The sequence below is a fragment of the Bacteroides sp. AF34-31BH genome, assembly GCF_003602795.1.
Classification (GTDB): domain Bacteria; phylum Bacteroidota; class Bacteroidia; order Bacteroidales; family Bacteroidaceae; genus Bacteroides; species Bacteroides uniformis.
On sequence record NZ_QTLV01000009.1, the window covers coordinates 177802 to 192180 of the forward strand.

Below are 14379 nucleotides of genomic sequence, written 5' to 3' on the forward strand. Positions count from 1 at the left end.
GATTAAGTATTTTCAATTGGGTATAATCAATGTTATTGCTTCATGCAGTACGCTGATGTCCAGTGGAAAATGACGGTCGAGAATACGTCCGTCCAAATCGACAGAGGCATTTTGCGCACGCAGCACTTTTACTTTTTGCGTACGGTAGGGCATCACTACCTTATGGTTCAGAATCCGCCCTTGGATAAGCATCCACAATCCCGACCATAGTTGCAGCAATTCGGGACGGTAAATGACGGAAACATCCAGCCAGCCATTATAGGGCACTGCACTAGGCGCTTGTCCGTATCCCCACGCACTGCCTATGCAGACAGTCATGATGCGTCCACGTATGTGCTCGCCGTTTATCTTGAGATGCATGCGGTACAGCTTCCGTTCGAAGATAATAGATAGCAGTGCCATGAAGTAGGAGAGGAACTTCACTCCCCAGAAACGCTTGCACTGGTCGGTGATTTTCACGATACGGGCTCCCAGGCCTATGTTGATGGCATTGAGAAAGTAGCGTGTCAGATGCTTTTCACCGTCGTAATAATAGCAGGTACCCACGTCTATTTTCCGGCGGCGGTTGTTGATGATGCAATCCACCGCTTTCTTGTAGTCCGAACTCATTTCCCAATAGTCGGCAAAGTCATTTCCTATACCATTGGGGATGATGCCGATGGCTATATTCTCCTTGTCCGGTGCATTGGAAAGCATGATGCCGTTAATGACGTCATTCAGTGCGCCGTCACCGCCTACTACAACAATGGTGCGGTAGCCGTTGTTGGCAAGGATACCTGCCAGACGCTCTACCGAACCGAACCCTTCGGACTGCACATAGTCGTAAGGCACACCTTTGCTGTCCATGTATTCTTTGATTTCTTTCCACCGTTTCTGCACTTTCCGTGTTCCGGCTTTGGGGTTGTATATTACTCCCAACTTTTCGGGTTCTGCACTCATGATTCTATTTACAATTTGACTATTTACTATTTACGATTTAAATCACCCGGTCACTTTATCGTTTCATCATCCTTCCAACTTCTTCTTTACAAAAGCTATCTTTTCTTCCATCGGCCACCGGGCATTCATCCAATGGATGGTAAATCCACGCCGTTCCATACCGCGGAACCAGGTCATCTGGCGTTTGGCAAACTGGTGGATGGCTGTTTCCAGTTGCGTGAACATCTCTTCATAGGTCAACTTGCCGATGACATAAAGTGTCAGATACTTGTATTCCAGTCCGTAATAGATGAGGTCATCCGGTTGGATGCCTTGCTCTATCAGAAGGCGCACTTCGTCTATCATTCCTTCTTCCAGGCGCTGGTGCAGGCGGCGGGTGATTTTCTCCCGACGCAATTCCCGGTCGATGTCCACACCTATGATGAGACTGTTCAGCTGGGGGAAGGAACGTTCGTCTACCGGGGTATGGGCATAATACTCTTCGATTTCGATGGCTCGTATGGCACGTTTGGCTGTGTCCACGTCCGTGGTATTGTGCAGGCTTTTGTAACCTTTCAGTATGTCGGTCAGTTCTTCCAGCGATTTGTCCGCCAGACGGGTGCGCAACTCGGGATTCTCGGGTACGGGCAGCAGACGGTAGCCTTTCAGCACTGATTCGAGATACATTCCGGTTCCTCCACATACAACGGGCAGGCAACCTTTTTGTTTAATAGTCTCGTAAGCATTCAAGAAATCACGCTGATACTCGAAAACATTGTACTTATAGCCCGGGTCGGCTATGTCGATGAGGTGATAGGGAATCTGTTTCCCGTCGACGGTATAGTCAGCAAGGTCTTTGCCGGTGCCCAGGTCCATCCCCCGGTAGATTTGCCGTGAATCGGCACTGATGATTTCCGTATGGAGTTCGGCGGCCAAGGCGGCTGCAAATGGAGTCTTTCCTGAAGCGGTAGGCCCTAATATGGCGATTAAATCATAGTCTGGCATATATAAGTTCTTGTTAATCTCACTACAAAGATAGTGCAAACCGAATGCAGAATAAAATGAACTCGTTCATTTTTTATGCTGAGGTGCAGCTTATCTTCGTGTTAGTGCAAAGATAATGCAAACTGGGAGTATAATGGAAAGAACTTGCTCATTTTTTTACGTGATGCTATACCTTCTTTTCTACTTTGAAGCAGAAAAAGTGAAAAAGGACGTGAAAACGAGCATTAATCTTATTAAAATGTGTTATGAAACATGCTTTTTTCCTTGGAAAGTTTGTCAATGTCCCAAAAGTCCGTACATTTGCAATGTGTTTTTCATAGTATTAGATTTAAGGTTAACAAAGGTTGGAGTACAGCGGTACTCCTTTTTTTATGCCCTAAACTGAACTTTGGCACATTTTTTCTGTACTTTTGCACTATATCTTGAATGAACAAACATATTCACCTTTTATGAAGCTCTGTATATAGCTACGCTCAACGAATAGCCCTGCTTGATAAAGCTATTCAGCTATCTGGCAAACGATGACCCGTTTGCCACAGAGATTGTGTATCCTTTTATTCATGAATTTGCAGGATGGCATGCTGTACTTGTACAGTGTGTTGTTTTGTGCTATTTTATTGTTGAGCAATGCATTATACATATAAACAGATATGGCTTATCAACTTTCCGGTAATGATGAGCATTTTGATGGAGCAGCTGATAAATATAACCGATGCTGTTTTCTTAGGTCACGTTGGCGAGGTGGAATTGGGAGCATCTGCCATTGCGGGGATTTATTATTTGGCGGTCTACATGCTTGGGTTTGGGTTTAGTATCGGATTGCAGGTGATGATTGCTCGAAGGAATGGAGAATGTGGCTATGGTAAGGCTGGAAAGATATTCTTTCAAGGTTTCTTCTTTTTATCGGGATTGGCCATTTTGCTTTGTCTGCTGATGCAGGCAAGTTCTCCTTTCATATTGGGAAGGTTGATTTCCTCACCGGAGATTTATCGGGCTGTAATTCAGTATCTGGACTGGCGCAGTTTCGGTTTGCTGTTTTCGTTTCCGTTTTTGGTTATCCGTTCTTTTCTTGTGGGAATAACATGCACTCGGGCATTATCGTGGGCTGCTGCCGTTGCAGTAGTGATTAATATTCCTTTGAATTATATTCTGATATTCGTTGGAGGACTGGGAATATCGGGAGCTGCCATTGCTTCTTCTCTGGCAGAGATGGGTTCTTTGGTGATGCTTCTTTTCTATGTATGGCTGAAAATAGATAAAGGGAAATATGGATTGAAACCGGTATATGACGGAAAGCTGTTGGTAGATGTGCTGAGCTTGTCGGTATGGAGCATGCTTCATGCCTTTATTAGCGTAGCTCCGTGGCTCTTGTTCTTTGTGGCGGTGGAACATTTGGGTAAAACGGAATTAGCCATTTCCAATATTACGCGAAGTGTATCTGCTGTCTTTTTTGTAATAGTCAATTCTTTTGCGGTCACTACGGGTTCGCTGGTCAGTAATGCGATTGGGGCTGGAGAAAGGAGGGCTGTTTTCATTATCTGCCGTAAGATACTGAGGTTGGGCTATTCTGTTGGATTTCCATTGATAGGGGTAGCTGTATGCTGTAATCGCTTGATAATAGGAATCTATACAGATAACGAACTGTTGACGGAGCAGGCTTTCATCCCTTTTGTTGTGACGTTGCTGAATTATACCTTTGCCTTGCCAGGCTATGTATATCTCAACGCAGTTGGAGGGACCGGTAAAACCCGGATTACTTTTCTTTTCCAAGTGACTACCACTGTCGTGTATTTGGGGTATCTTTATTGGTTAAGCGCTTGCACTCATGCATCCTTGGCTATTTACTTAACGGCAGAATACCTTTTTGTGATTTTGCTGGCACTGCAATCGGTTTTCTATTTAAGAAGTAAACAATATTAGAAACATATCGAATTATGATGACTAAAATATATCCGCGTACGGGAGATAAGCAAACCGTATATCTTAATGCTGTTGTAAAGGATCCTCGAATAGAGGTTGGTGACTATACTATTTATAATGATTTTGTAGCTGACCCTTTGTTGTTCGAGAAAAACAATGTGCTGTATCATTACCCCATCCATCAGGAGAGGCTGGTTATTGGTAAATTCTGTTCCATTGCTTGCGGTACGAAATTTCTGTTCAACTGTGCCAATCATACGTTGAAATCTCTGTCTACTTATACATTTCCTTTATTTTACGAAGAGTGGGGATTGAAGAAATCGGACATAACGGATGCATGGGATGACAAAGGAGATATTATAATAGGTAATGATGTTTGGATTGGTTATGAAGCGGTGATAATGGCTGGTGTTCATATAGGAGATGGGGCGATTATTGGTGCACGTGCTGTTGTGACTAAAGATGTTCCCCCTTATACAATTGTAGGGGGAACTCCTGCCAAAGAAATCAGGAAACGTTTTGATGAGGATGTGGTGAAGAAATTATTGCGGCTGCAATGGTGGGATTGGTCGATTGATGAGATACGCTGTTACTTGCCGCATCTTGTACAAGGCTGTTGGGATAGATTTCCTTAATAATCCATCATCAGTGAGTTGCCGGTCTTGCCTCGTGAAATGTCAAGGTTAGGCGGTGCATAGCTCTGGTTACAGCTACATAAAGCATACTCTTGTCAATCTCCGAACGGTAATTTCTCTCATCCGTCTGTGGAATAATGACTTCGTCAAACTCAAGCCCTTTTGCCATGTGGGCAGAGGTGATGACGATGCCTTGCACAAATGCGGAGCTTTGACTTGATAGGAAGCTGATATCATTGGCATATGATTTCAGCATGTCTGCCATCTTCCTGGCTTGCTGCTCCGTCTTGCATATGATGCCAAGAGACTTATATCCGGATTTCCGGTAAGTGGAGATTAGCCCCATAATGCCGGACAGTTCTTCTACGGCACTGCCGAACTGCAGGATTTGTGGCTTTTCTCCATGCCGGGCAACCGGTTCCAGCTCTGCGTTAGGATGAATCTTTTGCGCAAAATCCGTAATCTCGAAGGTGGAACGATAACTCTTACACAATTTCATGATTTCACTTGCAGTAAGTGACTTTTGGATAGTTTCTGCTGTGGATGAGCCATAAGGATTCACGGACTGTCCTGCATCGCCCAACACGGTTTTCCGGCATGGAAAGAGTTTCTGTATTACCTTGTACTGTATGGGCGAATAGTCCTGCATCTCATCTATCAACAGATGTTTGACTCTGAATGGCTGGTTCCCGTTTCCCTCCAATGCCAAGTGTAGGTATGCCAGCGGTGCCAAGTCTGAGTATTCGAGTGTATGTCCCTTTCGCATTTTGAACATTCCGGGATTATTTGTCCATTTAAAGAAATCTTTGTAGACTTGAATGTCGTTATTGCCTGCAAACATTAGTCTGATTTCTTTTTTCAAAAGGTTTCTGCCGGTGGTGGTTACCGTAAAGGTGTATTGTATTTTCAACATATCCAGCATATAATCAGCCATAGCATCAAATCGTCGGCGTATGGGATAACGGTTGAAACGTAGGTACTGTTCTTCAATAAACGGAGCAGGTATGGTGATGTATTTGGTCAGCTTCACGTCTGCTGCCTTGAAGTAGGTGTTCTCTATGTGGAGGATAAACTTGTCAAGCTCTGAAATGAAGCCGAAAGAGGCTTTATAGGCTATTCTGTCGATGAGGCTTGAGGATGGCTTTTCTAACAGTTCATTCACTAGCCCGAAGTATGTTTGGTACTTATATTTGTGTTCCAACACTCCGGAGAGTATTTGTTCCATACTGGTTTCGGGCACGGTTTCTTCCCCAAGTTCGGGGAGGACGTTGGAGATATAATCGGAAAACACTTTGTTGGGGGAGATAATCAGAATATCTTTTGATGAGATGCTGTCTCTGAAGGTATAGAGCAGGTAGGCTATGCGGTGCAGGGCTATGGATGTTTTTCCAGAGCCGGCCACTCCTTGAATAATAAGCGTGCGGATATCTTCGTTGCGGATAATCCGGTTCTGTTCCCGTTGGATGGTGGCAACGATATTTTTCATCTTGTCATCTGCATTGGAACTTAACTCTTTTTGCAGAATGTCGTCATGGACGGTCAGGGCACTTTCAATCATAAATTCCATTTTGCCGCCCCGAATTCTGTATTGGCGTTTTAGGGAAATTACTCCTTTAATCTCTCCCGATGGAGACCGATAGCCTGCTTCTCCTAATTCATGGTCATAGAACATGCTCGAAACGGGTGCTCGCCAGTCATGGATAAGGGTAGCTCGACTTTCCGGGTCATAGAAGGTATGGATACCTATATAGATAGGCATCACTTTGCTGTTTTCTTTCTTTTCCAAAAAATCAATTCGTCCGAAGTAAGGAATGGCAAGTATCTTGGTGAGCCGCTTATGCTTGTTGATTACACTTTCCCCCAAGGCAAAATGGTTCAGGATGCTTTCGCGCATGGAGCGTATCTCGTGTGGGTCGATGTCTTTGTTGGACCAGATATAGTCTTTGTATTCTGCCAAGGTGTCGACGTGGTCTTTCACGGATGCGTCGGTATTACCGATAACCTTTTTCAGAAAACTGATTATTTGCTTTAAATATTCTTTCTCTTGTTTCTCTGTTTGATTGAATGCCATAATTAGTTGTTGCTAAAAGATAAGACAGTGTGCAAAATTAGTGTATTGTATCAAGAAGGGAAATGGCTATTTATAGCTATATACTGGGAAGTTTTATATCTTTGCACATTCAAAAAAGTGGAGGTAAATGGACATTCATGAGCTTGCAAGGCAGAATCAGCAATCTGCATGGAAAGTATTGGAAGATACCTGTATTATTGAAGCATGGGAGCGCATTGGAGCAACCGTTCATTTGGTGGGCTCACTCCGTACCGGGCTGTTGGCGAAAAGTAGGGATATAGATATCCATATTTATACCGATAGGTTGGATGTAGGAGAGAGCTTTTCGGTCATCCGGGAACTTGCGGAACGGTTGCCTTTGCAGGAAATACAATATAGGAACCTTATCCATACGGAGGAAGAGTGCATGGAGTGGCATGCTTTATATAAGGATAGAGAACAGAATACTTGGAAGTTTGATATGATTCACATCCGGAAAGGTTCCAGGTATGATGGTGTTGTAGAAAAGGTGACTGCCGCTATTGCGGAGCGCCTTACTCCTGAAATTAGGAAAACGATATTGCAAATCAAATTCGATGTGCCGGATGGTGTAACGATTCCAGGTATAGAGATTTATCATGCTGTCTTTACGGGAGGTGTCCGCACTTATAAGGAGCTTGAAGAGTGGCGCAAAACAAATCAGTTGGCGGACAGTCTCGGTTGGCTTCCGTAATCTTAGAGGTAGATACCAAGATTTTCTACTATATGGATGGCTTCCATTATATTGTTGGCATCTAACTTGCTTAGGATGTTTTTCCGGTGATTGTTCACAGTATAGATGCTCACTCCCAGCTGGTGAGCGATTTCCTTGCTTAGAAAACCTTGTCGGATGAGTCGTAATATTTCTTTCTCCCGGTTGGATAATTGTTTGTCAGGAGAAACAGTGCATGTTGGAAGCATCTCTCCCGTTTTTCTGTTCACCACCGTCCGTTTGATTCTTTCGATAGGGGTCTGGTCGGGAAGTATGTCCATTACTCCCATGATTATCCAGGCTTTACCATTCCGGTCTGTTTCTATGACTTGTTGCCGGCTACTTACATTGATATACTGTTGCCGTGCATTCAACATACGGAATTGAAATATTTGCCGGTAGTCATTTCTTTCTTCCGGTGGGAGTGAGTAGATGAACTGTCCATGCTCGATTTGGCATTCCGTGAGTTGCATTCTGTCATCAGGGTGTATTCTCTCTTCCAGTAAATCGCCTTGTTGCCTGATTGTCTTTATCCAAGTGGGATTGTATCCGAAAAGATGGGCAAAACTGTCGGATGCAAAATCGTATCTCTCTTTAAATACGTCAACTGTAAAAATACAGCTCTGACTCATTTGTGAGAACGCTTGCACGGATATTCTTTTCTTGTTCCATAAATCATAGTCCACATCGGGACCGCTAATCTGCTGTCTTGCCCATAATTCTTTGGGAGTTGTCTTGTTGGTAGTCATGGAACAAAGATAACTGATAATTTTCTTTTGAGCTTTATCTTTTACGGGATAATATTATTTCTAAGAATATGTTGTAGGGTTGGATTAAGTGGCTACCTTTGTAGGCCGTGTCATTGGGGACGCCGTGAATGAAAAGCAAACGAGTAATAAATTCAATATGTGATAAGATGAAAGATATACCGGCAGACAGCTTAATAAAGAATTATTTTCCTGTAGATTATATAGATTCTTTTTCTAAAGTGATGGTCACTGGGCAGGCTTTGACACCGGAAGATTTTCGCAATCTTGCCTTCAGCCGATTTCCTAAGTGGATTGGTTGGCTCATGAATTTCAGGAATGCGATTGTAAAGCCATTAGGACTGGATACAGCAACCAGATTTACAGATATGGTCTTGGATAAAAATCTGCATGAAGAAATTCTCGGAATGCCGGATAAGCATCTTGATTTCCATGTGTCCATGTGGTGCGGGGAATATCACGAAGGAAAACAAGAACTTCGGATTACTACTGTTGTGAAGTACAATAATTGGCTGGGAAGGGCATATTTCTTTATTATCAGACCTTTTCATGGGATAATAGTAAAGTCTATCTTAAAGCATGTTGCTGGGGATAGGGGGAGTGGGTGTAAATAAATACTCCCATTGAAATATTATCATTTCAATGGGAGTATTTATTTGAGTGGTGCCACCAGGAATCGAACCGGGGACACAAGGATTTTCAGTCCTTTGCTCTACCAACTGAGCTATGGCACCATGTTTATCTCTTTTGCGGTTGCAAAGGTAGTGAAACTTTTGGACTATGCAATAGCTTTCATAATAAAAAACGCTGATAATTGGCTATATGGCTAATTATCAGCGTTTATGATTTGAGAAAAAATACTGAAAAAGTTTTATAGTTATGCTTTTTCCGCTTCTTCTTCCTTCAAAGGATTCCATCCTTGTGCTTTGAGTTCAAACTCTTGACCGTCACGGGTAATTAGGGCGCAGCCTAATTCCGGTTTGGTGATATGGCCAATCAGCTTGACGCCTTCCATTTCGGCAACCTTTTCATGGTCGGCAATGGGGACGGTGAACAATAACTCATAATCCTCGCCTCCGTTCAGTGCACAAGTGCTCAGGTTCATATTGAATTCTTCTGCCATTACAGCCGTCTGATAGTCGATAGGAATATGTTCTTCGTAAACTCGGCAACCCACTTTGCTTTGGGTACAGATATGCAGTAATTCCGAAGAAAGTCCGTCCGATATATCCATCATGGAGGTGGGTTGTATACCTTCTTCTGCCAGTTTCTGAATGATGTCACGGCGTGCTTCGGGCTTCAGTTGACGTTCCAGAAGATACTCCTTCCCCGAGAAGTCCGGTTGCAAGTCTTTGTCACCTCCTTTGAGCACCGCCTTTTCGCGTTCCAAAAGCTGTAGTCCCATGTAGGCGGCACCCAAGTCGCCGCTGACGCAAATCAGGTCGGTTTCGCGGGCACCATTGCGGTAGACCACTTTTCCTTTCTCACCCTCGCCTATGCAGGTGATGCTGATGGTAAGCCCAGTATAGGAAGCGGAGGTGTCTCCTCCCACGATGTCAACATCATATTCTTCGCAAGCCAAACGGATGCCGGCATAGAGTTCCTCCATGTCTTCTATACTGAAACGCTTGGATATGCCCAAGGAAACGGTAATCTGCTTCGGTGTGCCGTTCATGGCATAGATATCAGAGAAATTGACTACGGCCGATTTATACCCCAAATGCTTGAGCGGTACATACACAAGGTCGAAATGGACGCCTTCCATCAGCAAGTCGGTAGTAACGAGCACTTCCTTTTCGGCCGGGTAGGAGAGGACGGCGGCATCATCTCCGACACCATATCGGCTCGACTCGTTCTTTAGTTCAATGCCTTCGGTGAGGTGTCGGATGAGGCCGAATTCACCGAGGGTAGCTATTTCTGTTCTCATGCTTTCTTATGCTCTATTAATCAATTCACGCATAATCTCTGTCATTCTCGGTTGCGCCTCGTCCGCAGCTTTCTGCACTTCTTCGTGAGAGACTTCTACGATTTTACCTTCTACCCCCAAGTCTGTAATGACAGATACGCCGAACACTTTGATTCCGCAATGATTTGCCACGATGACTTCCGGCACGGTGGACATGCCCACTGCATCGGCACCCAGAATATGGAACATCTTGTATTCCGCAGGTGTTTCGAATGTGGGACCTTGCGTACCGATATAGACACCGTGCTGAACCTTGATGCCCTTTTCTGCTGCAATGGCGTCGGCCTTACGAATCAGCTCTTTGTCATAGGCCTCGCTCATATCCGGGAAGCGAGGACCGTAAGGTATGTTTTTGCCACGCAATGGATGTTCGGGGAAGTAGTTTATATGGTCGGTGATAATCATCAGGTCACCGATCGCAAAATCCGGATTTGTGCCGCCACTGGCATTGGAAACGAATAAGGTCTTGATACCCAGTTCGCGCATTACACGTACCGGGAAGGTTACTTCCTTCATGGAATAGCCCTCGTAAAAATGGAAACGTCCCTGCATCGCCATGATGTCTTTATGGCCCAGTTTGCCGAAGATAAGTTTTCCGCTGTGTCCCTCTACGGTAGAGACGGGGAAATTGGGGATTTCTTCGTACCTTATCTCATACTTTTCAGTGATTTCACCGGCAAGACTGCCGAGTCCGGTACCGAGGATGATTGCTGTCTCAGGCTGGGTGTGCATCTTTCCCTTCAGAAAGGCTGCTGTTTCTTGAATGCGCTCTAACATAGCCAATAATGTTTTGGTTAAATATATATTGTTGATTTTGTAAGATTTCTATTTCTATCGGCAGCACGTAGATGTACGGCTTTAGTGTTTCGTCCAGTGCGGGATGGAGTTTCAACCTTGCCGCATCTTTCTCCGTGGTGATTATCAGTCTTTTCCACTCTTCCAGGTGCAGGAATTGTTCCTTTATTTGCAATAAATCCTTGGGAGTAAAGTCATGATGGTCATCAAATGACAGCAATTTGACGTGCGGCGTGTAAGATTCCACTTCTTTCTGCAAGGGGGCGGGGGAGGCGATGCCTGTCACTAGCAGTACTTGCTCGTCTCCGGTGAGGGAGGAGAGCACTTTCCAGCTGTTCGTTTTCTCGGGAAATAGCGGGGTCAACATTCCATAGCGGAATCTGGAGAAATACAGTTGTTGGTATGGATAGAGGTGGAGCCGTTTGGCTATGATGTTGAAGTCTATCGGCTTGATATCATCCGGACATTTGGTAACGATGACCATCTGTGCCCGGTTTTTACCGCTTGAAGGTTCGCGGAGTCTTCCGGCAGGGAGCAAGGCATCATCGCACAGTAACCGGTGAAAATCAGTTAGTAGAATGTTCAGCCCAGCTTTTACATGGCGATGTTGGAAGGCATCGTCCAGGATGATGGCTTCTACAGTGGGATTTTCCAGTTTCAGCAGTTGCTCAATGCCGTGGCAACGGTTTTCGTCTACCGCTACCCGTGCATTGGGGAATTTATTTTTAATTTGATACGGCTCGTCACCTATTTGGCGTACATTGCTCTTGTCATCGGCCAATACATAGCCTCGGCTTTTACGCTTGTAACCCCGACTGAGGGTGGCTACATTTACTCCGTTTTTTTGTAATAGCTTTATCAGATATTCGGTATGTGGCGTCTTGCCAGTTCCGCCCACAGCAAGATTGCCCACGCATATTACTGGAACGTCAAAACTCTTTGACCGGAGCCAGCCCCAGTCAAAGAGTTTATTTCGCAAGCATACCCCTATCCCATAAAGCCATGATAGGGGATATAGCCAATGATATATCTTGATAAAGTTTTCCTCCATTTATTGAATATTCAGTTCAAAGGGGACACGTGCTTGTATACGGTCACATTTGTCAAAATTCTCCAGGACGCTGAACTGCTGGTATATCTCGCCCATTGTGCCTTTCAGCATACGTGCTTTGATGTAGTTACCCGGATTGGTGTTCATCAGACTTTCAAAGAAACTTTCCTTTTTCGGATAGCTCATCACGGTATAGGCATCTACTCCGGCCTTTGCAATGGCAATGTCCAAAGCTTTGTCCAAACCACCCAATTCGTCGACTAGTCCTAGTTCCTTGGCCTTGCTTCCGGTCCATACACGGCCTTGGGCAATTTTATCCAGGTCTTCCTTGCTGATGCCTCGGCCATCGGAGCAGCGGGTGAGGAAGAGGTCATATCCGTTGTTCACATACATTTGCATCAGCCCTTTTTCCCCGTCATTCATCGGGCGTGTCAGCATGCCGAAGTCTGCGTATTTATTGGTTTTCACTACATCAAAATTTACCCCGATTTTATCAGTCAGCCCCTTTGCGTTGGGGAACATGCCGAAGATGCCGATAGAACCCGTCAGTGTGGTAGGCTCGGCCACGATGGTGTCTGCATTACAAGAAATGTAGTAACCTCCTGAAGCTGCATAGTCACCCATGGAAACAATGACTGGTTTCTCTTTCTTCAATTCGCTGACGGCATACCATATCTGTTCTGAACCATAGGCGCTTCCGCCCGGTGAGTTTACGCGTAATACTACAGCTTTTACATCTTCGTCATCTTTCAGCTTGCGCAGGTCTTTAATCACCTTTTTAGAGTCGATGCCTTCTTCGCTGGAGGCAGAAGATGAACCACCGTCAATTTCTCCATAGGCATAGTATACGGCAATCACATTTCCACTTTTGTCTTTGGGAACATTCTTCTTTACGTTAATCATGTCCTGCAAACCAAGTACGGGCATGCGGTCGTCTTTGTCAATGCCTACCATCGCTTTCAGGTAGTTGCGCACATCATTCTTATATATTAATGTATCGACCAGTCCGCATTGCACACTTTCTTCTGCGGGATAGAACATCAACATGCGGTCGGCAATGGCGTTCAGTGAGTCTACAGATATTTTGCGTGATTCTGCAACATCATTGGTCACTTGTCCCCAGATGGAGGTCAGGTAAGCGTCGATTTGTTCACGGTTGGCAGGGCTCATTTCGGTAGAGATGAAAGGCTCTACAGCCGATTTGTAGGTACCTACTTTGAATATCTGCATTTCTACTCCGATTTTGGCCAGCAAATCCTTGAAGAACATGGGGGTAGCGGCCAAGCCCCTCCACTCGACCATACCTTGCGGGTTCAGCAACACCTTGTCGGCTACACTTGACAGATAATAAAGACCTTGGGAATAGCTGTCACCATAAGCCACGATGAATTTTCCCGATTCCTTGAAATCCTTCAATGCATTGCGTATTTCTTCGCGTGAAGCAAATCCTGCACCCAGCGAAGTCGCTTCTATATAGATACCTTTAATGTCGTCATTCTCTTTTGCTTTTTTGATAGAAGAGAGGATATCATCCAGGCCATAAGTCTTATAATTGTCTCCCATAAGGGCATCGAACGGATTGTCTTGGCTGCGTTCAGCCAGTGCGCCATTCAAATCCAGCATCATAATGGAGTTTTTGCGTACTTGCGTTTCTGATTCCGAAGATGATACCATGCTGAAAACCACCAGAATACTGATGAAAACTAAAACAACGACTGATACGATGATGCCGGTAATGGTGGCAAACGTAAATTTCAGAAAATCTTTCATTGCACTTTATTGTTTTTAGTATGCTAACTTTTAAAAGCTAACAAAGATAAATAATTAGGTTGATATTTACCCTATCTGTCGCTGAGTTTTTCGGTTTGTCACAGTATTGTGGGAGATTTCATTCTCTTTTCTTTTATCTTTGAAGTATTTCATTTCGTTCTTTATGGATAGTTAGTTTCTAAAATGCCAGATATAATTGCTATCTCTTTACTTTCTGAGTCTGTTTCTCTAAAAACTAATCTTTCCACAGCAATGTTCTTTTCTTACCACAGCTGTGGAAAGAAAGAAACACGGGTGTGGTAAGAAAGAAACATATCTGTAGTGAGAAAAGTTGTTCAGTAGTTCTCGTTTAGTATCCGGGCTTTCCGGATGTAGCCTTTCGCAGGTTTATTGTCAGTTCTCTTTGGGCTCCTCAAGCGTGGTGCCGGCCGTTCAGTGGTCTATGTCAAGGGGTGAACTTAGTATATTCCGATGCGCGCGCGTATATATATAATGTGTCCCTTTCCTTCCTGCCTTTCTTTCCCTTTAAAAAATATGCTTTAAAACATATCTATCAATCAGCTAGTTATGAAAAAGTTCACGTAAACCCTCAAAAAAAGCTTGTATATATTTTGCAGATGTCCGTAAAAGCCCTACTTTTGCATCCGCTTTCGGGAACGAAGGCGGCGATGTTTTGACATTCTGACAGTAAAACGGAGCGGTAAGCTTCCATTTTTCTCTTCTTTGCCATAGGTTTCTTTCGGAACTTCGG

The 14379-nt window shown here is 44.4% G+C and carries 13 protein-coding genes and 1 tRNA gene; 4 read left to right on the forward strand and 10 right to left on the reverse strand.

The window, feature by feature from the left end:
• Positions 1-12: 12 nt before the first annotated feature.
• Complete coding sequence (locus DWZ67_RS14280) at positions 13-939, reverse strand: diacylglycerol/lipid kinase family protein (RefSeq protein WP_005828845.1); 927 nt, start codon at positions 937-939, stop codon at positions 13-15.
• Positions 940-1005: 66 nt separating this feature from the next.
• Complete coding sequence (gene miaA, locus DWZ67_RS14285) at positions 1006-1923, reverse strand: tRNA (adenosine(37)-N6)-dimethylallyltransferase MiaA (RefSeq protein ID WP_016272641.1); 918 nt, start codon at positions 1921-1923, stop codon at positions 1006-1008.
• Positions 1924-2550: 627 nt separating this feature from the next.
• Here miaA and DWZ67_RS14295 point away from each other — a divergent pair.
• Complete coding sequence (locus tag DWZ67_RS14295) at positions 2551-3843, forward strand: MATE family efflux transporter (RefSeq protein ID WP_035457593.1); 1293 nt, start codon at positions 2551-2553, stop codon at positions 3841-3843.
• Positions 3844-3857: 14 nt separating this feature from the next.
• Positions 3858-4478 carry a CatB-related O-acetyltransferase gene (locus tag DWZ67_RS14300; RefSeq protein ID WP_005828836.1) on the forward strand — a complete coding sequence of 207 codons (621 nt, stop codon included), beginning with the start codon at positions 3858-3860 and terminating at the stop codon, positions 4476-4478.
• Positions 4479-4488: 10 nt separating this feature from the next.
• On the opposite strand, the gene DWZ67_RS14305 is transcribed toward DWZ67_RS14300, so the two are convergent.
• Positions 4489-6549, reverse strand: a complete 2061-nt coding sequence (locus DWZ67_RS14305) for a HelD family protein (protein WP_117945498.1) — start codon at positions 6547-6549, stop codon at positions 4489-4491.
• A gap of 127 nt (positions 6550-6676) precedes the next feature.
• Here DWZ67_RS14305 and DWZ67_RS14310 point away from each other — a divergent pair, with 127 nt between their 5' ends.
• Positions 6677-7261: a nucleotidyltransferase domain-containing protein gene (locus DWZ67_RS14310; protein ID WP_009037035.1), complete on the forward strand. Its 585-nt coding sequence runs from the start codon at positions 6677-6679 to the stop codon at positions 7259-7261.
• 2 nt (positions 7262-7263) lie between these two features.
• On the opposite strand, the gene DWZ67_RS14315 is transcribed toward DWZ67_RS14310, so the two are convergent.
• The gene (locus DWZ67_RS14315) at positions 7264-8028 is read right to left on the reverse strand and encodes a LuxR C-terminal-related transcriptional regulator (RefSeq protein ID WP_009037034.1); all 765 of its coding nucleotides are present in this window, start codon (positions 8026-8028) and stop codon (positions 7264-7266) included.
• Between the two features lie 167 nt (positions 8029-8195).
• Between DWZ67_RS14315 and DWZ67_RS14320 the strand changes: the two genes are divergently transcribed.
• Entirely contained in the window at positions 8196-8660 is a 465-nt protein-coding gene (locus DWZ67_RS14320) for a DUF2867 domain-containing protein (RefSeq protein WP_005835508.1), read from the forward strand.
• A gap of 47 nt (positions 8661-8707) precedes the next feature.
• Here DWZ67_RS14320 and DWZ67_RS14325 read toward each other — a convergent pair.
• From DWZ67_RS14325 to DWZ67_RS20285, 6 genes are all read right to left on the reverse strand, one after another.
• A tRNA-Phe gene (locus DWZ67_RS14325) sits at positions 8708-8780 on the reverse strand.
• Positions 8781-8923: 143 nt separating this feature from the next.
• A complete protein-coding gene (gene thiL, locus DWZ67_RS14330) occupies positions 8924-9973 on the reverse strand; it encodes a thiamine-phosphate kinase (protein WP_005828671.1) in 1050 nt (349 codons plus the stop codon).
• Between the two features lie 6 nt (positions 9974-9979).
• A complete protein-coding gene (locus tag DWZ67_RS14335) occupies positions 9980-10789 on the reverse strand; it encodes a purine-nucleoside phosphorylase (RefSeq protein ID WP_005835556.1) in 810 nt (269 codons plus the stop codon).
• A complete protein-coding gene (gene lpxK / locus DWZ67_RS14340; RefSeq protein ID WP_044468298.1) occupies positions 10728-11858 on the reverse strand; it encodes a tetraacyldisaccharide 4'-kinase in 1131 nt (376 codons plus the stop codon). Before lpxK ends, DWZ67_RS14335 begins: the two co-directional genes overlap by 62 nt.
• Positions 11859-13628 carry a signal peptide peptidase SppA gene (gene sppA / locus DWZ67_RS14345; protein ID WP_057098188.1) on the reverse strand — a complete coding sequence of 590 codons (1770 nt, stop codon included), beginning with the start codon at positions 13626-13628 and terminating at the stop codon, positions 11859-11861.
• Between the two features lie 561 nt (positions 13629-14189).
• The coding region (locus tag DWZ67_RS20285; protein WP_207888811.1) for a hypothetical protein at positions 14190-14379 on the reverse strand (190 nt) is incomplete at its 5' end.

Coding starts and splice junctions, on each gene's coding strand:
- DWZ67_RS14280 (WP_005828845.1), bottom strand. CDS start 939: ATGAGTGCAGAACCCGAAAAGTTGGGAGTAATATACAACCCCAAAGCC.
- miaA (WP_016272641.1), bottom strand. CDS start 1,923: ATGCCAGACTATGATTTAATCGCCATATTAGGGCCTACCGCTTCAGGA.
- DWZ67_RS14295 (WP_035457593.1), top strand. CDS start 2,551: ATGCATTATACATATAAACAGATATGGCTTATCAACTTTCCGGTAATG.
- DWZ67_RS14300 (WP_005828836.1), top strand. CDS start 3,858: ATGATGACTAAAATATATCCGCGTACGGGAGATAAGCAAACCGTATAT.
- DWZ67_RS14305 (WP_117945498.1), bottom strand. CDS start 6,549: ATGGCATTCAATCAAACAGAGAAACAAGAGAAAGAATATTTAAAGCAA.
- DWZ67_RS14310 (WP_009037035.1), top strand. CDS start 6,677: ATGGACATTCATGAGCTTGCAAGGCAGAATCAGCAATCTGCATGGAAA.
- DWZ67_RS14315 (WP_009037034.1), bottom strand. CDS start 8,028: ATGACTACCAACAAGACAACTCCCAAAGAATTATGGGCAAGACAGCAG.
- DWZ67_RS14320 (WP_005835508.1), top strand. CDS start 8,196: ATGAAAGATATACCGGCAGACAGCTTAATAAAGAATTATTTTCCTGTA.
- thiL (WP_005828671.1), bottom strand. CDS start 9,973: ATGAGAACAGAAATAGCTACCCTCGGTGAATTCGGCCTCATCCGACAC.
- DWZ67_RS14335 (WP_005835556.1), bottom strand. CDS start 10,789: ATGTTAGAGCGCATTCAAGAAACAGCAGCCTTTCTGAAGGGAAAGATG.
- lpxK (WP_044468298.1), bottom strand. CDS start 11,858: ATGGAGGAAAACTTTATCAAGATATATCATTGGCTATATCCCCTATCA.
- sppA (WP_057098188.1), bottom strand. CDS start 13,628: ATGAAAGATTTTCTGAAATTTACGTTTGCCACCATTACCGGCATCATC.